Genomic DNA, 25906 nt, shown 5'->3' with positions numbered 1-25906 from the left:
CCGCCGGGCGATTTGGGCCAATGAATCCGGCACCGGCTGAACTGCTGCAACTCCTCACAATTGCAGCGCTTCAGCCAACGTCGCTAGGTAACCGATTCAATGCGTTCTCACATCGCTACCCTCGCGGGCGCGAAAAGAAAAAGCCGCCTTGCCTGAACTCGGTCAGGCAGTGCGGCTTGTTCTTTTCGCTTCGCTTAAGTGCATACTGATTGAATCAGTGTCCTATTATTCGATCGATTACTGCCCGGATGGACGCGACAATATCACATGTTCACGTTTTGACAAATTCAAACACGTAAAGTACACGAAAACTTTGTGAGCGCGCAACCCGAACACCTCAAAGTGAATCAGTATTTTCGTACTTAAACATGCGATTGCGCATTCATCACCCGAAATCGCATTTCACCTGGTCGCCTAACCAGGACGCGCTTTCAATTGGGGCCGCATCGGCGAACGATCGGCGAGCACCAGCTGCACATGCTTGGACAGCGCGACGCGCGAAACAGTGCCTTTGATTTTTAAGGGCGCCTGCCTTTTATTCGACGACCCTGAGCAGGTCCATCTTGCACAGCCATGCCAGCCCGCGCAACAGCGTCGGCCGGTCGCATGGTCCCAGCGTGTCGATCAGTTCTTCCACTTCCACCGGCCGCGGCCCGATGGCCCCGAACAGGCGGCCGAAATCCTCGAGCGTCGGCAGCGAGCTTGAGGCGAAGCGGTTGATCGCCAGGTCCCGATACCCGTTCACCAGCGCCAGCGAGGCATCCGGCGCCAGCTCCACCAGCGAAGCGGCCGTGAGCGGACGCGTGGCGTAGCTCGCGAACAGGCGAAACGGATCGGGACGGTCCGGGGCGCGCGAAGGCAGCGGCGGCGCCAGCACCGGGTCGGCGCGCCGCCTTTCGGCGAGTTCCTCCCACAAGGCGCGGTAGCGGCCGAAAATGACGGCCCAGTCGAATGTCGTCTGCGCCCTTTGCCGCGCCTGTTCTCCGAGCCTGCGGCGCAGTTCCGCGTCGCGCACCAGGCGTCCGTAGGCCTGCGCCAGCAGCGCGCCGTCCACCGCCACCGCCTGGCTGGCGTGGCCGCAGTACATGTCGAAACTGTCCACCCCGTCGTCGTAGCGCAGCGCCAGGTCGAGTCCCGCGCCCGCGCCCGGCATCACGGTCGGGATGCGGTAGCCGTCGATGCCGTCGCGCACCGTGTCGCGGTAGCCGTTCCAGTCCGAGACCACGCAGGGCAACCCGGCCGCCATCGCCTCCACCGGGCTCAGGCCGAAGGTCTCCTGCACATTGTCGGCCAAGGAGGTGAAGACGTCGGCGGCGGCCCAGGCGTCGAGCTGGTTGTCAGGCACGCGGCCATCGAGTTCGATCAGGCGCACGGATGGACACAGGAGCGCCGCGGCCTCGCGGAAGGCCTGCTCGATGGCTTCTCCAGCGAACCAGCCGGCCAGGATCAGATGCACGCGCCGCCCGTCCTTCTCGGCGCGCTCGAGCGCGGTGAACATCTGTTGCGGATGGGACTTGGCATGCACCGACAGCCGGCCGAGGTAGAGGAAGGCCACGTCCTCGTCCCCGATGCCGAGCCGGGCGCGCGCTTCCACGCGGCGGCCGGCGTCGGGGCGCAGGTCCGCCGCATGGACGCCGAGCGGAATCAGGGGCAGTTGCGGCAGCTCGAAGCGCTGCGCGGCCAGGCGGGTGCGCAGGTAGTCGGCCTGCTGCTCGACCAGCACCCGCACGCTGTCGCGCACCGCGCGCGAGGTGCAGACGATCGCGTCCCAGCTGCGCACCGGCGCCACCAGCAGGTGGCTCACCATGCTCATCATCTCGTGCGAGGCGGTGGCGTGGGTGATGCCGCACAGGCTGTAGCGGTGCTCGCCTGCCTGCAGGCGGCGCCAGGCCAGGCGCTCGATACTGGGGCCGGGGTGGTAGAGACAACCGAAGCGGTCCAGGTCCTGCGGACGCGATTGCGGCACCCACGTGACCTGGCCGCCGTAGCCATCCTGGCGCAGGGCGGTCTCGAAGGCGTCGGCATGGCTGCGGTCGGCGGCGAAACAGCCGATGTCGCCGTCCCCGGAGTGCCGCGCGATGGCGCGCAACAAGCCGACGCCGGCGGACTGGCGCCCCATCAGCTTCTGGCCGGCGGTCGAAAAGGCTTCGGGCAGGTAGTGCAAGGCAAAGCGCTCGTGCATGCAGGCTCCTTGGCCAGCGGCCGCGCTGCACGCGGAATACCGCTGACATGTCGGGGCGATGATAGCCATTCGATGGTCGCGGCGGCGCGGGCTTGCGACTTGCACCGCGCCGCATGTGCCTGGGGCTGTGTCTCGTAGTGACAACGAATCCTGTCAAATTAAACAATGTTGATATCGCCAGGCACGGATTCGTATTGCTGTGAGGAATGAGAGTTCGTTAAAATTTGTAGGATCAGTCCGACATCGCTCCGACGCCCTCCTCTCGAACGACTTCCCGCTCGCGCCCCACCGTCCCCTCACGCAGGAACCATCTTGGCCACTAAAATTCTTTCCGTCTCTTTTGCCAACGGCTTTGTGGGCGACTACTCCAAGTCCACCGAGGCAAAGTCCGCCTCCTACCTGAAGGACCTGGGTTGGTCCAACTTCCAGTTTCAGCAAGTCAGCGAATCGTCGCAGTTCACCCTGCAAGGCAACGACCTGACAGGCAGGATCCTGATCACCGACGCGGCCGGCAAGCAGCATACGATCGACGCCGTCATCAACTGGCGCACCCCCAGCGGCGATGTCAGCACGATGGTGGCCTACGCAACCGGCAGCACGGCCTATACCCTGGCGACCACGACCGGCACGCTGACCATTGCTCCACTGGTGCCGAACGCGAAGAACCCCGCTCACACTTTCCTGGGTCTGACCTTCAATGGCCGGACGCTCGACATCCAGGGCGGCATGGTCAGCGGAAATGCGGCAGCCAATAATGTCCTGGGTGACCTGAACACCTACCTGGCGAATCAGCCGCAATTGACGGTCAGCGATATCAGCGTGGACGAAGACAGCGGCATGGCAACCGTCACCGTCACGCTGAGCAAAGCCAGCACTGACACGATCTCGGTCAAGTACGCCACCCAGGACGGCACGGCCGCGCAGGGCAAGGATTACATCGGCACCAGCGGCGTCCTCACTTTTGGCGCGCAGCAGACCTCGGCGAGCTTCCAGGTGCCGCTGATCGGCAATAAGGTGGTGGATGGCGCCCGCAGCCTGGACATCGTCCTCAGCGACAGCATGTTCGCGGCGATCGTCGACAACGTCGGCGTTCTCACGATCACCGACAACGACACGACTTCCCCACCGCCCGCGGCCCAAAGCGTCGCCGGCATCGTTGCCGACGGTGCCGGCAGCGTGACCGAAGGCGGATCGCTGACATTCGTCGTCACCCTCAGCGCCGCATCGGGCAGCGAGAACAGCCATGCCTTCACGCTCGGCGGCCAGGCCGGCGGTCTCGACCTCGGCACGCTCGTCTTCAGCAATGGCGTCACCCTGGTGAACGGCAAGCTGGTCGTCCCGGCCGGCGTGGCCAGCTTCACCGTGACCGTGCCGACCATCGACGACGTCCTGATCGAGGGCGCGGAATCGGTGGTGCTCGGCGTGGGCGGCAAGACGGCCACCGGAACGATCGTCGACAACGACACCCAGAAGGTGGCCGGCGTCACCGTGCAGGACGCGGCCATCGGCGCCGATCCGGCCGATACCAGCGTCACCGAGGGCGCCGCGCTGCGCTACACGGTGACGCTCAACGCCGCCAGTCCGGCCGCGACCGAATACGCCGTCGCCTTCGGCGGCACCGCGACGGACGGCGACCGCGGCGCGCTCTCGTTCAGCGCTAACGTCGCCTGGAAGAATGGCGATGCGGCGACCGGCATCGTCGTGGTGCCGGCCGGCGTCACCGTCTTCCACGCCACCCTGGCAACGGTCGACGATACGCTGATCGAAGAGACGGAGACGGTCACCCTGATCGTCGGCGGCATCAGCGCCACCGGCACCCTCCTCGACAACGACAGCCAGTCGGTATCGGGTGTGCTTGCCGAAGACGCGGCCCACACCGGCGCGGCACCGACCGATTCCGCCGTGGTGGAAGGCGCATCCCTGTTGTATACCGTGAGCCTGAGCGCGGCCAGTCCGGTCCCGAGCGAGCACACGCTGGCGGTCTCGGGCACCGCCTCCGCCGCGGACTTCCAGGCCTTTGTCTTCAGCAACGGCGTCACCTGGAAGAACAATAACCCGCAGAGCGGGATCGTGGTGGTGCCGGCGGGCGTCACCGCGTTCAGCGTCAAGGTGCCGACCGTCGACGACTTCGACATCGAAGCGGCGGAAACCCTGGTCCTGACGATCGGCGGCAAGTCCGCCGCCGGCACCATCACCGACAACGACAGCCAGTCGGTATCGGGCGTGCTGGCCGAGGATGCCGCCCACACCGGCGCGGCGCCGGTCGACTCGAGCGTCGAGGAAGGCGGCAAGCTGCTGTACACCGTCGCCCTGAGCGGCGCCAGCCCGACGCCCAGCGAACACACGCTGGCGGTCGCGGGCACCGCCGGCGCCGGCGACCGCGGCGCCTTCGTGTTCAGCGACGGCGTCGCCTGGAAGAACGGCGACGTCGCCAGCGGTATCGTGATCGTGCCGGCGAATGTTGCTACCTTTACCGTCCTGGTGCCGACCGTGGACGACACGCTCATCGAGGGTGCCGAAACCCTGGTCCTGACCGTGGGCGGGGTTGCCGCCACCGGTACCATCCTTGATAACGACAGCCAGGCGGTCGCCGCCGTCGTGGCCGAGGATGCCGCCCATACCGGCGCGGCGCCGGTCGACTCGACCGTCGAGGAAGGCGAGGCCCTGCTCTACACGGTGACGCTGAACGGCGCCAGCCCGGCGGCCGTCGAGCACACGCTGGCGATATCGGGCACGGCCGGCAGCGCCGACCGCGGCGCCCTCGTCTTCAGCGATGGCGTGGCCTGGAAGAACAATGATGCGCAAAGCGGCATCGTCGTGGTGCCGCCCGGCGTCGGATCGTTCACGATCCGCGTCGCGACGGTCGACGACAGCGCCGTCGAAAGCGCCGAAAGCCTGGTGCTGACCGTGGGCGGAGTCGCCGCCACCGGCACCATCGCGGACAACGACCGCCCCAGCGTCGTGTCGGTGCTGGCCGAAGACGCCGCCCAGGCCGGCGCGCTGCCGGTCGACAGCGCCGTCGTCGAAGGCGGCACCCTGCAGTACACGGTGCTGCTGAGCGCAGCCGGCGCCACGCAAGGAGAATTCCTGCTGGGCCTCGGCGGCACCGCGGGCCGCCTCGATCACGCAGCGCTGGTGTTCAGCGACGGCGTCGCCTGGAAGAACGGCGAGCCGGCCACCGGCATCGTGGTGGTCCCGGCCGGCGTGGGCAGCTTCCGCATCACGGTTGCCACCACGGACGACAGCGCCGTCGAGCTGGCCGAGTCGCTCGCCATCACGGTGGGCGGCGTGACCGGCACCGGCACCATCACCGACAACGACAGCGTGAGCGTGGCCAGCGTGATCGCGGAAGACGCGGGACAGGTTGGCCTGAGCCCGGTGGACAGCGTGGTCACCGAAGGCTGGATCCTGCGCTACACGGTCCAGCTGAGCGGCGTGGGCGTGGCCGACAGCGAATTCCAGCTCGCCTTCAGCGGCACCGCCAGCGCGGCGGACGTGGAGGGCATCGTGTTCAGCGACGGTGTCGACTGGAAGGACGGCGATGCCGCCACCGGCCTCATCGTCGTGCCGGCCGGCGTCGGCAGTTTCAAGATCACCGTCGGCACCGCCGACGACGACATCATCGAGCTGGCGGAATCGCTGGTCGCCACCGTGGGTGGCGTTGCCGCCACCGGCACCATCACCGACAACGACAGCCAGAGCGTGTCGTCCCTGAAGGCCGAGGATGCGGCCAACCCGGGCGCGCTGCCGGTCGACAGCAGCGTGGTGGAAGGCGCCGCCCTGCTGTTCACCGCGACACTCAACGGCCCCAGCCCGGTCCCTACCGAATACGCGCTCGCCCTGGGCGGCAGCGCCGGCGCCGCCGACCTGGGCGCGATCTCCTTCGGCCAGGGCGTGGCCTGGAAGAACAATGACCCGGCCAGCGGCGCCATCGTGGTCCCGGCCGGCGTGAGCACGTTCACGGTCACGCTCCAGACCCTGGACGACGCCCTGGTCGAGGCCGCCGAATCGGTGGTCCTGAGCATCGGCGGCGTCAGCGCCACCGGCACCCTGACCGACAACGACAGCCTGGCGGTGCGCGCCGTGCTGGCCGAGGATGCCGCCAACCTGGGGCGCGATCCGCACGATTCGGTCATCACCGAAGGCGGCACGCTGCAGTACACCGTGACCCTGAACGGCGTCGCGCCGGCGCCCACCGAGTTCACGCTGGCGCTGGGCGGCACCGCGTCGAACGCCGACCTCGGCCTGCTCGCCTTCAGCCATGGCGTAGCCTGGAAGAACGGCGATCCGGCCAGCGGCATCGTCGTCGTCCCGGCCGGCGTGGCCGGCTTCAGCGTGACCCTGCCGACCGTGGACGACGAGCTCGTCGAATCCTCGGAAAGCGCGGTGCTGGTGGTGAACGGCGTGCATGCGACCGGCACCCTGCTCGACAACGATTTCGTGCCCCCGGCCCCGGCGCCGCAACCGCAGCCGGAACCAACGCCGCCGGCACAGCCGGCGCCGCCGGTGGCGGCCCCCGAGCCCGTACTCGAAACCGGCCTCGATCCGGCCAGCGACGACGGCGCCAGCAACAGCGACCGGGTGACCAGCATACGCACGCCGGAATTCACCCTGCAGGGCGCACAGATCGTGGCGGGCGGCAGCGTGCGCCTGCTGTCGCCGGAAGGCCTGGTGGTAGGCGCCACCCCGATCAGCGCAGCCGACGCGCTGGCCGGCAGGGTCAACGTGGGCCCGGGTCCGCTGGACGACGGCGTGTATACCTACATGGCCCAGGTGCTGGACGCCGACGGCAAGCTGATCGCCTCGGCGCCGGTCACCGTCACGGTGGTCACCGACCTCGATGGCGTGATGCCCTCGGTCGAACTGGCGGCCTATGGCGGCGACTACAACCGCGACGGCATCCTCGACTGGCAGCAGAATACGGTCGCGCTCCTGCCCCTGCGCTCGCTCGCCGACGTCGCACTCGGCAAGGACGCCCCGGTCGCCGCCTTCGGCGCCATCCTGGCCGGCAGCCTCGGCGCCGAAACGGGCGCCGTCCAGCTGACCGCGGGCGGCCAGCTCAAGGACCTGGGCCTGACCGCCTTGCCGGCGGCCCTGCCCCAGGAGCTGCGCGCAGCCTCGCCGGTATTCAAGTTCACCGTCGAGGCGGAAGACGGCGTTCCGAGCCTGCCGGACCTGGATCCGTCGCGTCCGGGCCTGCAGACCCGCGTCGTGATCGAACTGGGCCTGAACGGCGTGGTGTCGAACAGCTTCATGAAGTTCGACCGCGCCAGCCAGAGCTGGTACAGCTTCCTCGACGACCAGGACCTGTCGACCTTCGATGACGGCGCCACCCTGATCGACCTGAACAACGACGGCCGGGTCGACCGCATCGTGATCACCCTGACCGACGGCGCCAGGGGCGACGACGACGGCCTGGTCAACGGCACCATCGTCGACCCCGGCCTGCTGGTCTTCGACACCACGCCGGACAAGGTCTACAGCGTGCGCCTGCACTCGGGCGAGACCTATTACACCGCCGACATCGCGGATGCCCAGGCGAAGAGCAGCGGCACCGGCAACGTGTTCCAGGGCGTGGCCTTCGACTCGATGGTGGGCGCGCCGGACGCCAAGCACGTGTCGGCCTTCTACCAGCCGTTCACGCAGGACATGAGCTTCGCCGTGGACGGCCAGGCCCTGCCCTACGCCTGCTATGAACTGATCAATGGCTCGGCCGGCTTCTTCGCGGCCGCCGCGGGCAAGGCGGCGGTGAACATCCACCTCTGGCAGAACGCCAGCGGCCTGACCGAACTGGTCTCGGCCACGCAGGCGCGCGAGCTCGGCCTGGCGGCCAAGGGCTACACCGATCGTGGCGCCCAATTCAGCGTGGACGTGGATAATGCCTTCAAGTTCGACGCCGAAGGCTACCTGATCGCCAACCAGGACAATGCCTCGGTCCAGGCGCTGGTGAAGCAGCTGGCGGGCATGTACACGTCCACGAGCGCGGCCGGCTTCGTCGAAGCGGTCGAGCAGAATTATTTCGAGCAGATCAAGCTGGTCGGCGTCGCCCATGGCGCGGCCGCGGGTGCTGCGGACCTGAATGCGGTGTTCGGCACCGGCTTCGGAAGCTAAGGAAGACGTATGAACAGATTGATGCAGAATTGCGTGGCCCTTGCGGCCGCGCTGTTGTCGGCGCAGGCGTCGGCGCAGGCCGTGCAGGCCCGCTCCGCCGACCCGGTGCGCTACTGGGGCGCCCACGCGGGCGTGAACACCCTGAAGGACTGGGACGCCCAAGTCGACTTCGGCTTCGGCACGCCGCGCAGCGGCCATGCCGACCTCGATCGCGGCGTGCACGGCGGCCTGATGGTCGGCCGCCAGTCGGAACACCTGCGCTACGAGCTGGAGTACGAGACCGGCCGCATCGAGGTCGAGCGGCTCACGCTCGACCCGCTGAGCCAGGCCGTGAACGGCAAGGGGCGCTACCACGCCCTGTTCGCGAACGCCTACCGCACCGACAGGCTGAGCGAACGGATCGACTCCTTCGTGGGCGGCGGCATCGGCTGGGGACGCGTCAAGCTGCCGCAGCTGGGCCTGGGCGCCAACTGCAACTGCTTCGGCCCGGCCTCGAAGAGCGGCTTCGCCTGGCAGCTGCGCGCGGGGCTCGGCTACCGCGTGTCGGACCAGGCCAGCGTGTCGCTGCAGTACACCTGGCTCAGCCTGCCGCGTCCGGAAGCCGAAGGCCCGCCGGGCATCCGCTATGACCGCAAGCGCTTCGGCGCCGTCACGCTGGGCTATTCCCGCCAGTTCTGACCCGGACCGGGGCGCCTGCGCCCCAGCGCATCAATTGTGCGCGGCTGCTTTGTTAGCACCGCTACAATTGTCCGCTTATGTCCGACAACATCCTGCTCATCGAGGACCGCCCCCTGGACGCGGAGCTGACTGTCCATGCGCTGCGGCGCTCCGGCATCCACAATCCGGTCGTCCATGTGCATGACGGCGATGAAGCCCTGGTGCTGCTGCGCCGCGCGGAAGCGGCCGGCACGGCCGGACAGTTCTCACTGATCCTGCTGGACGTGCGGCTGCCGAAGATCGACGGCTTCGGCGTGCTCAAGCACATCCGCTCCTCCCCCTGCCTGCAAGCCATTCCGGCCGTCGTGGTGACCTCGCTGCCGGTGGAGTCGGACCGCGTGCGCGCCTCGCTGCTGGGCGCCTCGAACTACCTCGCCAAGGCCATGGACCTCGACGAATTCGCCATCCTGCTGAAGATCTCGCTCAGGCCATTCATCTAGCCGACGCAGGCCTCGGCATATTCGGCCTCGCTCACCAGGCCAGCAAGACGCAGGGCCTCGGGCCGCAAGCTCTCCGGGAAGTCCGCCTTGCCCTCGGGATTGCCCAACTCGTCCAGGGGCGAACAGGCGACCAGGCCCTGGATGATGCGGTAGCCGGCGCCGCGCGGCATGCCCAACTGGGCGTCCAGCCCGAACAGCCGCGGGAGGTGGCTGCCCGCCGCCGGCTGCGAGGCGCGGCGCCGGGCCTGCACCAGGCACACGGCCAGCGCCCTGTCCAACTCCCCTTCCCGCATGCGCTCCACACGCGGGACGGCGCGGCCGACATGGCGGATGCAAAAAGCGTCGAGGCCTGCGGCATCCAGGCGGGTCCACGCATGCCAGACCGAATCCGCCGCGCGCGAAGGCAGCGCGCAGGTGCCGGCCGCTGCGGCCGCGCAGTCGAAGAACATCATCAGGCCTTCGGCCGACTGGGCATAGAAGGAAGCGTCGCGCGGGATGCCGGGAAACGCCGCGTGCGCGCTCCTGGCCCAGTAAGGAAACAGTGCGGCGGGCACGTCGGCCAGCACGGATGCGTAGGTGGACTGGGCGAATTCCCATTCCACCGTGTGCGCCGGCGCGCGCGGGGTTTCCCTGACATTCATCGCTCTCTCCCTTGTCGATCCTCCTCACCTTAGTGCAGGGACACACGGCGGATGATGAGCGAGCTCAACAAGGAAAAAACCCGTCTTGCGACGGGTTTCAGGAGAGAGGCTTCAGCGCTGCGGGGCGATCCGCCAGACGGTGCCGCCGGCATCGTCGACCACCAGCAGGGCGCCGTCCTGCGCCACCTCGACCGCCGCGGGGCGGCCCCAGACGTCGCGGTCGCTCAGCACCATGCCGCTCATGAAGTCCTGATACTGGCCGGTCGGCACGCCGTTCTTCATGAAGACGCGCACCACCTTGTAGCCGGTGCGCACGCCGCGGTTCCAGGAACCGTGCAGGGCCACGAACACGTCACCCTCGTACTCCTTCGGGAAGGCGTTCTTCGCGCCCTTCGGCGCCTGGTAGACCACCATGCCGAGCGGCGCCGAGTGCGATTGGATCAGCACGTCCGGCACGATGCTTCTACCCTTCAGGTCCGGGCGCTGGCCCTTCAGGCGCGGGTCTTCGTTGTCGCCGATGTAGTACCACGGCCAGCCGTAGAAACCGCCCTGCTTCACGCGCGTCAGGTAGTCCGGCGGCAGGTTGTCGCCCAGCGCGTCGCGCTCGTTCACGGTGCACATCACGTCGCCCGTGCCCGGGTAGACCAGCATGCCGACGCAGTTGCGCAGGCCGGTGGCATAGGTGCGGCGGTTCTTGCCGTCCACGTCGAAGGCCATGACGGTGGCGCGGTCGGTCTCCACGCCCCAGCTGGCGCCCACACCATGCCTGGCTTCCCACTGCGCGATCGGTTCCGGCGGCTGCGCGCCGATCTCGGTGGCCACGTTGGTGGCCGAGCCGATCGACAGCAGCATGGTCTTGCCGTCCTTCGAGAACGCCAGGGTACGGGTGGTGTGGCCGCCGCTGGTGTCGGACAGCTCGGGAACGATGACTTCCGCCGTGCCGCGCGCCTTCAGGTCGCCGTTGCGGTAAGGGATACGCACCACCGAATTGACGTTGGCGACGTACAGGTACTGCGGGTTCGCGCCCGACGGCCAGAAGGCGATGCCGTAGGGACGGCTCAAGCCGCTGGCGAAGACCTCGACCTTGTCGGCGGCCTGGCCGTTCTTCGCGCGCGCCACCTTGATCTCGCCCTTGGCGGTGGCCGCCAGGAAGACGTCGCCGTTCGGCGAGCGCAGCGCCACCCGCGGCTTGTCGGCGTCACTGGCGAAGACACTCACCGTGAAGCCCTGCGGCACGACCGGCATGCTGCCGTTCGGACGCGCCTCGACGCGCGGACCGTTGCCGGCACTGCTGGTGGCAAACGGCGGCGGCATGTCGGTGAGCTTGATGTGGTGGATGCGGCCGGGCTGGTTGTCGTCCCAGGAACCCTGGCGCTCGGCCGGGGTAGCCGCCTTCGCGGGTGCCGCTGCCGTGACCGCGCCCTGCAGGCTGGCGAGGTAGCCGACCAGCGCCGCGCGGGCCGCCTTGTCCGGCACGCCGACCGGCATCGTGGTGCCCGGCACGTTCTTCGCGGGGTCAGCCAGGAAAAGGTCCAGCTCTTCACGGGTCCAGGTCTTGCCGGCCGCGCCGGCTTTCACCAGGGCCGCGGAGTAGTTGAAGCCGGGGACGCCGGCCGCCTTGCGCCCGACAACGCCGAACAGGCCCGGGCCGGCGCGCGAGGACAGGTTCGTGTCCACGCTGTGGCAGCTGGCGCAGTTGTTCTGGAAAGTGGTCTGGCCAGCGGTGCTTGCCGGTGCGGCGTGGGCAGCGGACACGGCTGCCAGGCTGACGAGCAGCGCGACGGTCTTGGCTTGCAAGGGAGTTCTCCTGTTGTTGGCAATGCGGAACTGGACAGTGCGACATCATAGGGCAAGTCGGCGGCGTGCGCTGAGCAAAGTGTGCCACGGCTATAATCGCCAGTCGATCTCTCCCAGCACCCGCGCGTGGAGCCCAGACAAGCAGCCAACGAATGCCGAACCCAATGCCGATGCCCCCGGTCGATGCGGACTCCCTGGTGCATGCCGAACTTGCCCGCTATCGCTTCATTACCGGACTGGACGACGCGATCCGCCTGCTCACCGATCCCGAACAGATCGCCCAGACCGCCGCGCGCCTGCTGGGTGAACATCTTGGCGCGGACCGCTGCGCCTACGCCTACGTGAGCGAAGACCAGGGCAGCTTCACCCTCACCGGCAACTACACCAGGAATGTTCCCAGCATCGTCGGGCGCTACCCGACGGCGGCCTTCGGCGCCGAGTTCGTCCGCCTGAACCGCCAGGGTCAGCCCTATGTCGTGGAAGACAGCGAGTCCGACCCACGCGTCAGCGACGTGGTGCAGGCTTACCGCGATACCGTCATTCGCGCCGTCATCTGCGTCCCTGTCATCAAGGCTGGCCTGTGGGTAGCCTGCATGGCCCTGCACCAGGCTGCCCCCCGCCGCTGGCAGGAACACGAGGTCCGTCTGCTGGAAGCGGTTGCCCATCGCGCGTGGGAATCGATCGAACGCAGCCGCATTGCGATCGAGCTGCGTGCGGCCGAGGAACAGGCGCGCCGCAGCCACGACTACCTGCGCCTGCTGCTCGACTGCACCGAGGAAGGTTTCTATTCGATCGACCGCGAGGGCGTTACCATCATGTGCAACGCCGCCTTCCTGAAGATGCTGGGCTTCCGCAGCGAAGAGGAGGCCATCGGCAGGAAGCTGCACGACGTGATCCACCATGCGCACCCGGACGGCTCGCATTACTGCGTGGAGGATTGCCCGATCTACCGCGCCGCGCGCGACGGCGTGCCGGCGCTGGTGGAGGACGAGATGTTCTTCCGCGTGGACGGCACCGGTTTTCCGGTCGAGTACCGCGCCCGCCCGGTCTGGCGCGACGGCCAGCTGCAGGGCGCGGTCTGCACCTTCGTCGACCTGACCGAGCGCCGCCGCACCGAGCAGGCCCTGCGCGAGAGCGAAGCGCACCTGCAGTCGCTGTTCGGACAGACGGCGGCCGGCATCAGCGAATCGGACACGCAGGGACGTTTTCTGCGCGTGAACGACCGTTATTGCCAGATCGTGGGACGCAGCCGCGAGGAACTGCTCACGCTGCGCATGCACGAGATTACCCACCCGGACGACCTGCCCGCGAACGTTCCGCTATTCAGGCAGGCCATCGCCAGCGGCGAGCCTTTCGAGATCGAGAAGCGCTACCTGCGGCCGGATGGCAGCATCGTCTGGGTCAGCAACACGGTGAACCTGATCCGCATCCCGGGCCAGGAGACGTATTCCAGCGTGCTGGCGATCAGCGTCGACGTCAGCAAACGCAAGCGCGCCGAGGAAGCGCTGCGCGAAGCCGACCGCCGCAAGGACGAGTTCCTGGCGATGCTGGCGCACGAGCTGAGGAACCCGATGGCCCCGATCCGCGCCGCCGCCGACCTGCTGGAGTCGCGCGACCTGGCGCCCGAGCAGCGCCGCCGCACCAGCCAGATCATTGCGCGCCAGGTCCGGCACATGACCGGCCTGGTGGACGACCTGCTGGACGTCTCGCGCGTCACGCGCGGCCTGGTGGAATTGCAGAAGGTCCGGCTCGACGTGAAGCAGGTCATCGCCGACGCCGTCGAGCAGACCCGCCCCCTGATGGAAGCGAAGCGCCACCGCTTGGTGGTGGAACTGGCGTTCGACGCCGCCCAGGTGCTGGGCGACCACAAGCGCCTGGTGCAGGTGCTGAGCAACCTGCTGGGCAACGCGGCCAAGTACACCCCGGCGGAAGGCCGCATCGAAGTGACGATGGGAGCGACCGACGAGCAGGTGGTCCTGGCGGTCGCGGACAACGGCATCGGCATCGCCCAGGAACTGCAGGTGCGCATATTCGACCTGTTCGCCCAGGCCGACCGCAGCCCCGACCGCTCGCAGGGCGGCCTCGGCATCGGCCTGGCCCTGGTGAGAAGCCTGGTGGAGCTGCACGGCGGCAGCGTCGCCGCTCACAGCGAAGGCCTGGGCAAGGGCAGCCGTTTCGTCGTGACCCTGCCGCGCGCCGCCGCGAAGGAGTTGCCGGAGGCTGCACAAGGCGACGCCGCGCCGCTTGCGCCGTCTGCCGCACGGCGCGTACTGGTGGTCGACGACAACGTCGATGCGGCCCAGATGCTGGGCATGTGCCTGGAAGCGGCCGGCCACGCCGTCATGATCGAGCACGATTCGCAGCAGGCGCTGGAACGGGCCAGTACCTGGCTGCCCGAGGTGTGCATCCTCGATATCGGGCTGCCGGGGATGGATGGAAACGAGCTGGCGCGCCACTTGCGCGCGCAGCCGGAGACCTCGAAGGCGACCCTGATCGCCTTGACGGGCTATGGTCAGGAGCAGGACCGCCAGAACGCCATGGCAGCCGGATTCGACCATCACCTGGTCAAGCCGGTGGCGGCGCCGGACTTGCTGGCGCTGGTCGCCAAGGCGCAGCGCTAGCACGCCTGGCTTACACGGTCAGCAGACCACGAAAGCCACGCGCCGCGTAATAGGACTCGGCGCCGTTGTGGTAGACGAATACCCGGCCGTAGCGGCGGTCGCAGAACAGCGCGCCGCCCAGCTCCCGCACGTCCGGGGGCGTCGCGATCCAGCTCGAGGTCTTGCGGTCGAATTCGCCCAGCGTCTGCAGGTGGCGGTACTGTTCTTCGGTCAGCAGCGCAATGCCCATGCTGGCGGCCACCTCCTCCGCACTGCTGCGCGGCTTGTTTTCCTTGCGCGCGTCCAAAGCGGCGCGGTCGTAGCAGATGCTGCGCCGGCCTGCCGGCGATTCCGGGGAACAGTCGCAGAAGACGATGCTGCCGCTCGCTTCGTCCATGCCGACGACGTCCGGTTCGCCGCCGCTCGCTTCCATTTGCGCCAGCGCATCCAGCGCGGCGGGATGGTCTGCGAGTCTTGCCGCTACCTCGGACCAATCAACTCCCGCGTGGCGGTGCATGTTCTTGTCGAAGCGGGTCTTCACTGTCTGCAGCAGTTCCTTGGCTTGTTCCGGGCGCATGGCTGGTCTTGTCCTCTCATGGTGATGACTGCGATCAGGAACGCAAACTTAGCACAGCTCCGGAGGCGGGCATGAAAAACCCGGCTGCCGTTGCCGGCAGCCGGGTTTCGTGAGTCCGATGCGGGAGATCAGTCCCAGCTCAGCGCACCGCCGGTCTGGTACTCGGTCACGCGCGTCTCGAAGAAGTTACGCTCCTTCTTCAGGTCGATCATCTCGCTCATCCACGGGAACGGGTTCTCTTCGTTCGGGAACAGCGGATCCAGGCCGATCTGCACCGAGCGGCGGTTGGCGATGAAGCGCAGGTAGCTCTTGAACATCGGGGCGTTCAGGCCCAGCACGCCGCGCGGCATGGTGTCTTCGGCGTAGCGGTACTCGAGTTCGACGGCTTCCAGGAACAGGGCCTTGAGCTCTTCGCGGAAGGCCGGGGTCCACAGTTGCGGGTTTTCCATCTTGATCGTGTTGATCAGGTCGATGCCGAAGTTCACGTGCATCGACTCGTCGCGCAGGATGTACTGGTACTGCTCGGCGGCGCCGGTCATCTTGTTCTGACGACCGAGCGCCAGGATCTGGGTGAAGCCGACGTAGAAGAACAGGCCTTCCATCAGGCAGGCGAACACGATGATCGACTTCAGCAGCTTCTGGTCGTTTTCCAGGGTGCCGGTCTTGAAGTCAGGATCGGTCAGGACGTTGATGAACGGGATCAGGAACTGGTCCTTGTCGTGGATCGACGCGATCTCGTTGTAGGCGTTGAATATCTCGCGCTCGTCCAGGCCCAGCGATTCGACGATGTACTGGTAAGCGTGGGTGTGGATCGCCTCTTCGAAAGCCTGGCGCAGCAGGTACTGGCGGCATTCCGGCGCCGTGATGTGGCGGTAGGTGCCCAGCACGATGTTGTTGGCGGCCAGCGAGTCGGCGGTCACGAAGAAGCCGAGGTTGCGCTTGACCAGGCGGCGCTCGTCTTCCGACAGGCCGTTCGGGCTCTTCCACAGCTCGATGTCGCGCTGCATGTTCACTTCCTGCGGCATCCAGTGGTTCGCGCAGCCGGCCAGGTACTTGTCCCATGCCCACTTGTACTTGAACGGCACCAGCTGGTTCACGTCGGTCTGGCCGTTGATGATGCGCTTGTCGTCGGCGTTGACGCGCTTGGCGACTTCGGCGGAGGCAGGTGCGGCTTCGCCGGCGGCTTGCGGTGCGCGCGGGGCTGGTGAGGTAGTCGGTTCGTCGTCCCAAGAGAGCATGGTGTTATTCCTTTTTTCGTGGCCTCCTCGATTGGTGGGCCGTTAAGTATTCAGGGTGGTCGTCATTCGCGGATGGAAGCCAAGCGTTAGTGGTGCACTACGGACTTGGATTCCGGCCTTCGCCGGAATGACGGTTTTGAGCTTAGTGGTACAAAGTGCTGCCGGGCCGTCAGGCCGGGCAGCACGTTTAGTGGCTTATTGGCAGGCTTCGCACTCGTCGAAGCCGGCGTCGCCCGGACGCAGGTAGCAGGCGGCGCCTTCCACCACTTCCGCGCTGGCAGCGGCCGGTGCCGCCGGAGCGGCAGCCACCGGACCGTTCGCTGCTGGAGCAGCGTGGCCGGCCACCAGGCCGCCCGAGACCGGCACCGCGTTCAGGGCGCCGGTGCGGGTGGTCGACTTCTCCATGTGCGTCGCCGCGATGGTGCGCAGGTAGTAGGTGGTCTTCAGGCCGCGCAGCCAGGCCAGTTTATAGGTCTCGTCCAGCTTCTTGCCCGAGGCGCCGGCCATGTAGATGTTCAGCGATTGGGCCTGGTCGATCCACTTCTGGCGGCGCGAGGCGGCTTCCACCAGCCACTTCGGCTCGACTTCGAACGCGGTGGCGTAGATGTCGCGCAGGTCTTGCGGCACGCGGTCGATCTTGGAGAGCGAACCGTCGAAGTATTTCAGGTCGGCGATCATCACTTCGTCCCACAGGTCGCGCGCCTTCAGGTCGCGCACCAGGTAGGAGTTGATCTCGGTGAACTCGCCCGACAGGTTCGACTTCACGTACAGGTTCTGGAAGGTCGGCTCGATGCAGGCCGACACGCCGATGATGTTCGAGATGGTCGCGGTCGGGGCGATCGCCACGCAGTTCGAGTTACGCATGCCGAATTGCTTGATGCGCTCGCGCACCACGGTCCAGTCCATCGATTCGCTGGTGTCCTGCTCCAGGTAGCCGCCGCGTTCTTCCGCCAGCAGCTTGATCGAGTCCTGCGGCAGGATGCCGCGGTCCCACAGCGAACCTTCGTAGGTCTCGTAGCGGCCGCGCTCTTCGGCCAGCTCGGTCGAGGCCAGGTAGGCGTAGTAGCAGACGGCTTCCATCGACTTGTCGGCGAATTCGACTGCTTTCTCCGAGGCGAACGGCACGCGCATCATATGCAGGCAGTCCTGGTGGCCCATGATGCCCATGCCCACCGGGCGGTGGCGCAGGTTCGAGTTGCGCGCCTTGTCCACGGCGTAGTAGTTGATGTCGATGACGTTGTCCAGCATGCGCATCGCGGTGCGGATGGTCTTCTGCAGCTTGGCGTGGTCCAGGCCCTCACCCTTCATGTGCTGCGGCAGGTTCACCGAGCCCAGGTTGCAGACGGCGATCTCGTCGGCGCTGGTGTTCAGCGTGATCTCGGTGCACAGGTTCGACGAGTGCACCACGCCGACGTGCTGCTGCGGCGAGCGGATGTTGCACGGATCCTTGAAGGTGATCCACGGGTGGCCGGTCTCGAACAGCATCGACAGCATCTTGCGCCACAGGTCGAGGGCTTCGACCTTCTTGTACACGGTCATTTCGCCGCGGGCAGCCTTGGCTTCATAGGCGACGTAGGCTTCTTCGAAGGCCTTGCCGACCTTGTCGTGCAGGTCCGGGGTTTCGCTCGGCGAGAACAGGCTCCAGTGGCCCTTCTCCATCACGCGCTTCATGAACAGGTCCGGAATCCAGTTCGCGGTGTTCATGTCGTGGGTGCGGCGGCGATCGTCGCCGGTGTTCTTGCGCAGGTCGAGGAATTCCTCGATGTCCATGTGCCAGGTTTCCAGGTAGGCGCAGACCGCGCCCTTGCGCTTGCCGCCCTGGTTCACCGCCACGGCGGTGTCGTTGACCACTTTCAGGAACGGGACCACGCCCTGCGACTTGCCGTTGGTGCCCTTGATGCGCGAGCCCAGCGCGCGGACCGGGGTCCAGTCGTTGCCCAGGCCGCCGGCGAACTTCGACAGCAGCGCGTTTTCCTTGATCGCGTCGTAGATGCCTTCCAGGTCGTCGCCGACGGTGGTCAGGTAGCACGAGGACAGCTGCGAGCGGCGGGTGCCCGAGTTGAACAGGGTCGGGGTCGAGCTCATGAAGTCGAACGACGACAGCAGGTTGTAGAACTCGATGGCGCGCGCTTCGCGGTCGGCTTCGCGCAGGGCCAGGCCCATCGCGACGCGCATGTAGAAGGCCTGCGGCATCTCGATGCGGGTTTCGCGCACGTGCAGGAAGTAGCGGTCGTACAGGGTCTGCAGGCCGATGTAACCGAACTGCAGGTCGCGGTCGGCGACGATGGCCTTGGCCAGGCGCTCGAGGTCGAACTTGCCCAGTTCTTCGTCCAGCAGCTCGTTCTGGATGCCCTTGGCGACGTACTGCGGGAAGTAGGTGATGTATTCGGCAGCGGCGCCGGCTTGCGGCACTTCGTGGCCGAAGACTTCCTTGCGGATGGTGTGCAGCAGGATGCGCGCGGTGACCTGGCTGTAGGCCGGGTCGGTTTCCATCAGGGCGCGGGCGGCCAGGATGGCCGACTTGTGCAGCTCTTCGACCGGCACGCCGTCGTACAGGTTCTTCAGGGTCTCGGCGACGATGGCGTCGGCGTCGACGTGCTTCTCCAGGCCCGAGCAGGCCGCGTTCACGAGGGCGTGGACGTCGTTGATGTCCAGCGGACGGCGCTCGCCGCCGTCGACCACATGGATCTGCGGCGCGGCGACCGGGGTACCGCCGGCGGCTTCCTTGGCGGCCTTGCGCTCTTCCATGCGCTTGGCGCGGTACAGCACGTATTCGCGGGCGACGTCATGCTCGCCCGAGCGCATCAGCGACAGTTCGACCTGGTCCTGCACGTCTTCGATGTGGAAGGTGCCGCCGTTCGGCTGGCGGCGCACGAGGGCGGCCACCACGTTGTTGGTCAGCTGCTCGACCAGCTCGCGGATGCGCGCCGATGCGGCGCCCTGCCCGCCGGCGACGGCGAGGAAGGCCTTGGTCATCGCGACCGAGATCTTGTGCGGCTCGAAAGCGACCACGGCGCCGTTGCGGCGGATAACCCGGTAGTCACCACGTGCGACGATTTCTGCGGGCGTGGCGGTGGCCGACGCGCCAGGGGTGACGTGCGGATTGATCGAAATGTCTTGTGCTGTTTGCATTGAGCCTCCAGTGAGCAGCGGGTGCCGTTGTTGTCTTGAGCCGGACTTGTCAACCGGACAAAATTTTAAGCAAAGCGATACCCCGCCAGCTGGAACTCCTCACTGGCAACCAAGGATGAGATCAATGCGGCAGGGTAGAAATCGTTGTTAATTCAGTAGCTTGCGGAGCAAGCTTCAAGTCGAACGTGAATCTAGTTTCTTCTGATCCACTACCACTATATCTAGTGCTCGAGCTTGATATGAGACTAATTGTAGTGCCTGACCTAGGTCAGGGCAAGTGACGGAGCCGGTAATTTTTTTTGTTTTTTTTGGTGCGCTGGCTTGACAAGCCCATAGGGCAAGAACGACGGGCGGTATGCGGTGAGTGAGCACTAACCCTGTTCCGGAACGCTGCACAAGGCTTAATCAGCTGCATGCGCGGCGCATCGTTCTTGTGCATTTTGCACTGGCGAAAAGACAACATGATGACATGCCGACTCGCGCTTTTGCAGGAGACTCACGCATGGTCGTCCGGCGCGCAGATCTCCAGCTTCTGCATCTGGTAGCGCAGCTGGCGCACGCTGATGCCGAGCAGGCTCGCCGCCTGGGTGCGGTTGAACTGGGTCTGCTGCAGGGCGCGTCCGATGATGTCGCGCTCGACCTGGCTCAGGTAATCGGGCAGGTTGCTCGGCAGGCCGTTGGGGCCCAGCATGGCGGAAGCGGGCGCCGCCTCCAGCGGGGCAGGCGCAGGCGTCGGCACCGGTTCCGGCAAGGGCGCGGGCACGGGCATGGGCGCCGGCGCGCTCGCGGCCGGTTCGCGCCGCAGCGCGTCGCCCGGCCGTGCCGCCTTGAGCGACAGGTCGCCCACTTCGATCACGCCGTCGTTGGCAAAGGCCAGCGCCCGCTCCAGCACGTTTTCCAGTTCGCGGATATTCCCCGGGAAGGAGTAGGCACGCAGCGCATCGAGCACGCCCGGCCCGAGCGCGGCCTGGCCGGGCCCGGCCAGGCGTGCCAGGATCGCGTCCACCAGCGGCGCCAGGTCGTCGATCCGTTCGCGCAGCGGCGGCAGCGACAGTTCGATCACGTTCAGGCGGTAGAACAAATCCTGCCTGAACCTGCCCTGCTCCACGCATTTCGCCAGGTCCTGGTGGGTGGCGCTGATGATGCGCACGTCCACCGGCTCTTCCGTGGTGGCGCCGATCTTGCGCACGCGCCGCTCCTGGATCGCGCGCAGCAGCTTGACCTGCATCGGCAGCGGCAGGTCGGCCACTTCGTCCAGCATCAGGGTGCCACCGTTGGCGGCCTGGAAGAAGCCGTCGCGCTCTTCGGCCGCGCCGGTGAAGGCGCCCTTGCGGTAGCCGAAGAACTCGGCTTCCATCAGGGTTTCGGGAATGGCGCCGCAGTTCACCGCCACGAACGCCTTGCCGGCGCGCGAACTCTGGGCGTGGATCTCGCGCGCGGCCAGTTCCTTGCCGCTGCCGGACTCGCCGGTGATCGAGATCGGCGCGTTCGAGCGCGCCAGCCGTCCGATCTGGGCGCGCAAGGCCGCCATCGCGCTTGACGTGCCGATCATGCGCGAACCGGGCGCCGCGCCGTCCGCCCAGGGGGCCGGGGCATCAAGCAGTTTCAGGGCCGAGCGCACCATCACGCGCAGCGCATCCAGGGCCACCGGCTTGGAGATGTAGTCGAAGGCCCCGGCCTTGAGCGCCACCACCGCGTTCTCGGCGCTGCCGTAGGCGGTGATGACGGCGATCGGCGTGCCCTTGTGCGAGGCAGTCACCTCGCGCACCAGTTCCAGCCCCAGGCCGTCCGGCAGGCGCATGTCGGTCAGGATCAGCGCGTAGTCGTGTTCCTCGAGCAGGCCGCGCGCCTGCCGCAGCGTGGCCGCGCTGTCGACGTCCAGCCCCATCTTGAGCAGGGTGATCTCGAGCAGTTCGCGCAGGTCGGCTTCGTCGTCGACCACCAGGATGCGGGGTGCGGTCATGGTTCTCTCACACTATATATAGGCAACCGGATCCTAGGCCGGCTGCGAGAAGCTGATCACGAAACGCCCGCTCGCCCGGCGCGGTCCGGTGGCGCTGGGGTCGAAGCGGTATTCGTAGTCGAGCTTCGCGTCGTTGTTCAGGCACAGCTCGCGTGCCAGGTACAGGCCCAGACCCGTACCCTTGCTCGAGGTAGTATAGAAGGGTTCGAACAGGTGGGCGCGCACTTCGGGCGTGATGCCGGGGCCGTCGTCCTGCACGTGCAGCTCGATGCGGCCGGCGGCGTCCAGGGCCGGGAAGATGCGGATGCTGCCGGGCTCGCGGCTGGCATAGCGCACCGCATTGCCCAGCAGGTTGAGCAGCACTTCGTGCAGGTGCAGCGGGTCGAAGCGCAGCGCGCTCGTCCCGGGGTCGCCCAGGTAGACTATATCCTCCGCGAGCCCATGGGTTTCGCAGAATTCGGCCTTCAGCTCGGCGAGAAAGCTGGCCAGCTGCACCGGCTCGCCGTTCGGCTGCACCTTGCGCGACAGCTGCAGGATGTCCTCGACCATGCGGTTCACGCGCGTCACGTTGTCGCCCACGATCTTCAGCAGGCGCACCTCGGCCGGGCCGTGCAGGTCTTCGGCCAGCAGCGCGGTGGCGTGGCCGATCGCCGACAGCGGATTGCGCACCTCGTGCGCGATGCTGGCCGTGAGGCGCCCCATCGAGGCCAGCTTGAGCTGCTGCGCCTGGTTCTCGATGGCGCTGACGTCCTGCATGAACACCACGCTGCGTCCCAGCGCGACATCGAGCGTGTCGACCCGCGCGAAGCGCAGCTTCAGGTGCACCGGCTGGTCGCGCCGGCCGCGCAGGGGGCCTGTGTCTTCCTGGTAGGGCTTGACGGTCACGAACGCAGCGTCTTCGCTCGGCGCGCGCAGCCAGGCGCTGAAGGCTTGCGCCAGCGGTTCCAGCCCCGGCGCCTCGCCCAGCCGGAACGCCGCCACCTCCCCTTCCAGGCCCAGCATGCGGCGCGCCGCCGGGTTGCCGGTGAAGACCGCGCTGTCGTCGCCCACCACCAGGATGCCGTCGCCGACGTCGGCGATCACGATCGCGTTGATCGCCTGCTGGACGCGCAGGTCGACGCCGCGCTGCGCGGCCAGTTCTTCCTGCTTGATCAGGCGCGCCGCCAGGCGGTTCACCACCAGCACGCCGGCGAAGAAGGCGGCGCCGTACAGGCCGGCCTGCATCAGCGAAGGCTGGTTGTCCTGCATGAAGACCTGCCAGGTGGTCTCGGCCAGCAGGAACAGGGTCGCGACCGCGCTCGAAAACAGCGCCAGCGTCAGGGGAGCCAGGATGGCGGCGCCGGCCAGCGGGAACAGGTACAGGATCCCGAGGCCGCTGCGCATGCCGCCGGCTTCCAGGTAGAGCAGCGAGATCACGGCCAGGTCGACCGCGATCTGGCAGCCCAGGTGCAGCGCGAAGCGGCGCCGCCACCATGCGCCGAGCGCGCCGAAGACCAGTGCCGCCGCCAGGTAGAACAGGCAGGCCGGGGTGTTGGCAGCGTCCAGGCGCACGCCCCCGTCGGTGATGCGCACGCCCAGGTAGAGCAGCAGCACCAGCGCGATGACGATGCGGGTAATGGTGAAGGTTTGGAGCGAGCGCCACAGGGTCATGCGCGCTTCGCGGGACAGCACCGCTGCTGGCGACATCGGCCGGCTTACTGCGGCGGCAGGCGCACGTGGCCCGGCGAGCAGTAGTCGTGGCCGTCGGCGTGCACCGCTTCGGAGGCCGGGAAATGGATGCCGCAGTGCGCGCACTGGGTCATGGTTTCGATTTCGGCCAGCGGCGCTTGCGGGGGAGGCTCACGGTGCAGGGGCGGCTGCTGGCGCGCGCCCAGGCCCTTGAGCTTGGCGCGGATCGCCATGACGACCAGCCCGATCAGGAGGATCCAGAAGATGACGCGGCTCATGCCAGTCCCCGGTGCAGGACGACTTCGAGCACGAAGCGGCTGCCGACGTAGGCCAGCGCCAGCGTGGCGAAGCCCGCCAGCGTGAAGCGCAGCGCGGTCTTGCCGCGCCAGCCTTGATAACGGCGGCCCGCCAGCAGCGCCGCGAACAGCAGCCAGGACAGCAGCGCGAACACGCTTTTATGGTCGAGGCGCAGGGCGCGGCCGAACAGCTGTTCGGAGAACACCACGCCCGACAGCACGGTGAGGCTGAGCAGGATGAAGCCGATCCAGATCACGCGGAACAGCAGCTTTTCCATGGTCAGCAGCGCCGGCAGCTGGTCCAGCGCGCTGCCCAGCCAGCCGCCGCTGGCGGCGCGCGTGTGCAGGCGCGCCTCCTGCAGGGCCATCAGCACGGCATGGAAGGCGGCGATGGTGAGCGTGCTGTAGGCCAGCACCGCGACCACGACGTGCCAGCCGAAGGCCGGCGTCTGGCCGTTCAGCGGCAGCAGGCTGCCGGGGAAGACCACCGGCAGCACGCTAGCTGCCACGGCGAAAGGCATGACCAGGCGGCGCATGCCGTCGAGGGCGAAGTTGCGGTTTTCCAGCCAGTAGGCGGCCACCGAGACCCACAGGGCGCTCGAAAGCATGATGGCGAAGCCGACCCGCAGCTGGCCCGGCTCGGCCACGTCGAGCCCGAGCGCGGCGCCATGCACCGCCCAGGCCAGGGCGGTGACGCCTGAGATGACGGCGCCCCGGCGCGACGGCAGCAGGGCGCACACCGCGTACAGCAGGGCCGCGGCGAGGAAGAGGGAGTTCTGCATAATAAGAGTCTACACCATCGGGAAATGGTGGGGGCGGGCCCTCCCCGCCCCTAAGGCCTAATTAAGAGCGTATTTGCAACTAGTCCACCGCAGCCATCCGCAACTCCTCGGTATGATGTCGCTGCTGCTCTTCCATCACCATCCCCCCCAGCTCCCGCTTGAGCGCGTTGAATTCCGGCGCCGCCGGGTCGCGCATGCGCGGAATCTCGACCAGCAGGTCGCGCTTGATCGTCCCCGGCCGGTAGGTCATCACGACGATCCGGTCCGCCAGGTAGACCGCCTCTTCGATGCTGTGGGTAACGAACAGAATGGTCTTCTTCAGCTCGGACCAGATGCGCAGCAGCTCGTCCTGCAGGTTGCGGCGGGTGAGCGCATCCAGGGCGCCGAAGGGCTCGTCCATCAGCATGATCGGCGAATCGAGCGCCAGCACGCGCGCGATCGCCACGCGCTGGCGCATGCCGCCCGACAGGTCCTTGGGAAAGCGCTGCCGGAAGTCGCTCAGCGACAGCATCCCCAGCAGGTCGCCGACCCGCGCGCGGATCTCGGCCTTGCCCAGGCCCTTGATGTGCAGGCCGAAGCCGATGTTGTCCTCGACCGTCATCCAGGGGAACAGCGCATATTCCTGGAACACCATGCCGCGGTCCGGCCCCGGCGCCGTCACCGGGTTGCCGTCGACCGTGATCGTGCCGCTGCTGGGCAGCGAGAAGCCCGCCACGGCGTTGAGCAGCGTGGACTTGCCGCAGCCGGATGGCCCGAGCAGGCAGGTGAACTGCCCGCGCGGGATGTCGAGGTCGATGTCCTGCAGCGCCGTGACCGTCCTGCCGCCGGTTTCGAACAGCTTGTGGACGCCATCGACGCGGATATGCGGCTCCAGGACCTGCGGGGGGATAGCATGCGGTGCGTTCATGTCAGTGCTCCAGGCCGCGGTGCCAGCGCAGCAGGTAGTTGTTCAGGCGGTTCATGGCGATGTCGATGGCCAGGCCGAGCAGGCCGATGGTGATCATCCCGGCGATGATCTTGTCGGACCAGAAGTACTCGCGCGCCTCCAGGATGCGGAAACCCAGCCCGTTGTTCACGGCGATCATCTCCGACACGATCACCACGATGAAGGCGGTGCCGATCCCGATCCGCACGCCCGACAGGATGTAGGGCACGGCGGCCGGCAGGATCACGCGCAGGAACATGGTGGCGCCGCCCGCCCCCAGGTTGTGCGCCGCGCGCAGGTAGATGCCGTCCACGTGGCGCACCCCGGCGATGGTGTTCATCAGGACCGGGAAGAAGGCCCCCAGCGCGATCAGAAACACGGCCGGCGGGTTGCCCAGCCCGAACCACAGGATGGCCAGCGGGATGTAGGCGATCGGCGGAATCGGGCGCAGCAGCTGCACCAGGGGGTTCATCCACGCGTACACGACGCGGCTCGCGCCCATCGCCAGCCCGAGCGGCAGGGCCAGCCCGGCGCCGATCGCGAAGCCCACCACCACCCTCACCATGCTGGTCCAGATGTCGATCGGCAGCTCGCCCGACAGCGCCCAGGACCACCAGCCGCCTTCGGTATAGTCCGCGTAGGGCGCCAGCGGCAGCAGGTAGGCCACCCACTTGCGCCAGACGTCGAGCGGGGCCGGCAGCACCTGCGGGTTGACCCAGCCGTTCATGGCGACCCACTGCCACAGCAGGACGGCGGCCACCGGGACCACCGCACCGACCGCCATCTCGCGCCAGCGTTCGCGCGCTTGCTTGCGCCTGTCTTGGGTATGCATGTCGG

At 67.3% G+C, this 25906-nt stretch carries 16 protein-coding genes; 4 read left to right on the top strand and 12 right to left on the bottom strand.

Annotated elements, in window-relative coordinates:
• Window positions 1-535: 535 nt before the first annotated feature.
• Complete coding sequence (locus ACK6C6_RS01785; RefSeq protein ID WP_409265582.1) at window positions 536-2182, bottom strand: glycosyltransferase family 4 protein; 1647 nt, start codon at window positions 2180-2182, stop codon at window positions 536-538.
• Between the two features lie 312 nt (window positions 2183-2494).
• On the opposite strand from ACK6C6_RS01785, the gene ACK6C6_RS01780 reads away from it, so the two are divergent.
• From ACK6C6_RS01780 to ACK6C6_RS01770, 3 genes are all read left to right on the top strand, one after another.
• Window positions 2495-8293 (top strand): beta strand repeat-containing protein, encoded by a 5799-nt coding sequence (locus ACK6C6_RS01780; RefSeq protein WP_409265580.1) that lies wholly within the window; start codon window positions 2495-2497, stop codon window positions 8291-8293.
• A 9-nt stretch (window positions 8294-8302) separates the two neighbouring features.
• Window positions 8303-8971 (top strand): outer membrane beta-barrel protein, encoded by a 669-nt coding sequence (locus tag ACK6C6_RS01775; RefSeq protein WP_209587416.1) that lies wholly within the window; start codon window positions 8303-8305, stop codon window positions 8969-8971.
• Window positions 8972-9048: 77 nt separating this feature from the next.
• On the top strand, window positions 9049-9450 hold the full coding sequence (locus ACK6C6_RS01770; protein ID WP_292038263.1) for a response regulator: 402 nt from the start codon (window positions 9049-9051) through the stop codon (window positions 9448-9450).
• Here ACK6C6_RS01770 and ACK6C6_RS01765 read toward each other — a convergent pair.
• Together ACK6C6_RS01765 and ACK6C6_RS01760 are read right to left on the bottom strand one after the other, a co-directional pair.
• On the bottom strand, window positions 9447-10091 hold the full coding sequence (locus ACK6C6_RS01765; RefSeq protein WP_409265578.1) for a hypothetical protein: 645 nt from the start codon (window positions 10089-10091) through the stop codon (window positions 9447-9449). The genes ACK6C6_RS01770 and ACK6C6_RS01765 overlap by 4 nt on opposite strands.
• 111 nt (window positions 10092-10202) lie before the next feature.
• Window positions 10203-11888 carry a PQQ-dependent sugar dehydrogenase gene (locus ACK6C6_RS01760; protein ID WP_409265576.1) on the bottom strand — a complete coding sequence of 562 codons (1686 nt, stop codon included), beginning with the start codon at window positions 11886-11888 and terminating at the stop codon, window positions 10203-10205.
• Window positions 11889-12040: 152 nt separating this feature from the next.
• On the opposite strand from ACK6C6_RS01760, the gene ACK6C6_RS01755 reads away from it, so the two are divergent.
• Complete coding sequence (locus ACK6C6_RS01755; RefSeq protein ID WP_409265574.1) at window positions 12041-14509, top strand: PAS domain S-box protein; 2469 nt, start codon at window positions 12041-12043, stop codon at window positions 14507-14509.
• A 10-nt stretch (window positions 14510-14519) separates the two neighbouring features.
• Here ACK6C6_RS01755 and ACK6C6_RS01750 read toward each other — a convergent pair whose 3' ends face one another.
• The 9 genes from ACK6C6_RS01750 to ACK6C6_RS01710 all read right to left on the bottom strand — a co-directional run bounded on the left by ACK6C6_RS01750 (window position 14520) and on the right by ACK6C6_RS01710 (window position 25901).
• Window positions 14520-15065: a DUF4256 domain-containing protein gene (locus ACK6C6_RS01750; protein ID WP_409265572.1), complete on the bottom strand. Its 546-nt coding sequence runs from the start codon at window positions 15063-15065 to the stop codon at window positions 14520-14522.
• Window positions 15066-15193: 128 nt separating this feature from the next.
• Window positions 15194-16303 (bottom strand): ribonucleotide-diphosphate reductase subunit beta, encoded by a 1110-nt coding sequence (locus tag ACK6C6_RS01745; RefSeq protein ID WP_409265570.1) that lies wholly within the window; start codon window positions 16301-16303, stop codon window positions 15194-15196.
• A 195-nt stretch (window positions 16304-16498) separates the two neighbouring features.
• On the bottom strand, window positions 16499-19435 hold the full coding sequence (locus ACK6C6_RS01740) for a ribonucleoside-diphosphate reductase subunit alpha (RefSeq protein ID WP_409265569.1): 2937 nt from the start codon (window positions 19433-19435) through the stop codon (window positions 16499-16501).
• Between the two features lie 496 nt (window positions 19436-19931).
• Complete coding sequence (locus tag ACK6C6_RS01735; protein ID WP_409265567.1) at window positions 19932-21398, bottom strand: sigma-54-dependent transcriptional regulator; 1467 nt, start codon at window positions 21396-21398, stop codon at window positions 19932-19934.
• Window positions 21399-21431: 33 nt separating this feature from the next.
• The gene (locus ACK6C6_RS01730; protein WP_409265566.1) at window positions 21432-23084 is read right to left on the bottom strand and encodes a two-component system sensor histidine kinase NtrB; all 1653 of its coding nucleotides are present in this window, start codon (window positions 23082-23084) and stop codon (window positions 21432-21434) included.
• Between the two features lie 8 nt (window positions 23085-23092).
• Window positions 23093-23344 (bottom strand): PP0621 family protein, encoded by a 252-nt coding sequence (locus tag ACK6C6_RS01725; RefSeq protein WP_409265565.1) that lies wholly within the window; start codon window positions 23342-23344, stop codon window positions 23093-23095.
• Window positions 23341-24144 carry a cytochrome c biogenesis protein CcsA gene (locus ACK6C6_RS01720; RefSeq protein WP_209587405.1) on the bottom strand — a complete coding sequence of 268 codons (804 nt, stop codon included), beginning with the start codon at window positions 24142-24144 and terminating at the stop codon, window positions 23341-23343. Before ACK6C6_RS01720 ends, ACK6C6_RS01725 begins: the two co-directional genes overlap by 4 nt.
• Before the next feature lie 79 nt (window positions 24145-24223).
• Window positions 24224-25051 (bottom strand): ABC transporter ATP-binding protein, encoded by an 828-nt coding sequence (locus tag ACK6C6_RS01715; protein ID WP_409265564.1) that lies wholly within the window; start codon window positions 25049-25051, stop codon window positions 24224-24226.
• Between the two features lies 1 nt (window position 25052).
• The gene (locus ACK6C6_RS01710; protein ID WP_409265563.1) at window positions 25053-25901 is read right to left on the bottom strand and encodes an ABC transporter permease; all 849 of its coding nucleotides are present in this window, start codon (window positions 25899-25901) and stop codon (window positions 25053-25055) included.
• Window positions 25902-25906 lie beyond the last annotated feature (5 nt).

It is taken from the genome of Massilia sp. BHUDP2 (genome assembly GCF_046236355.1).
GTDB lineage: Bacteria > Pseudomonadota > Gammaproteobacteria > Burkholderiales > Burkholderiaceae_D > Telluria > Telluria varians.
This window is presented reverse-complemented; position numbering and strand designations above follow the sequence as displayed.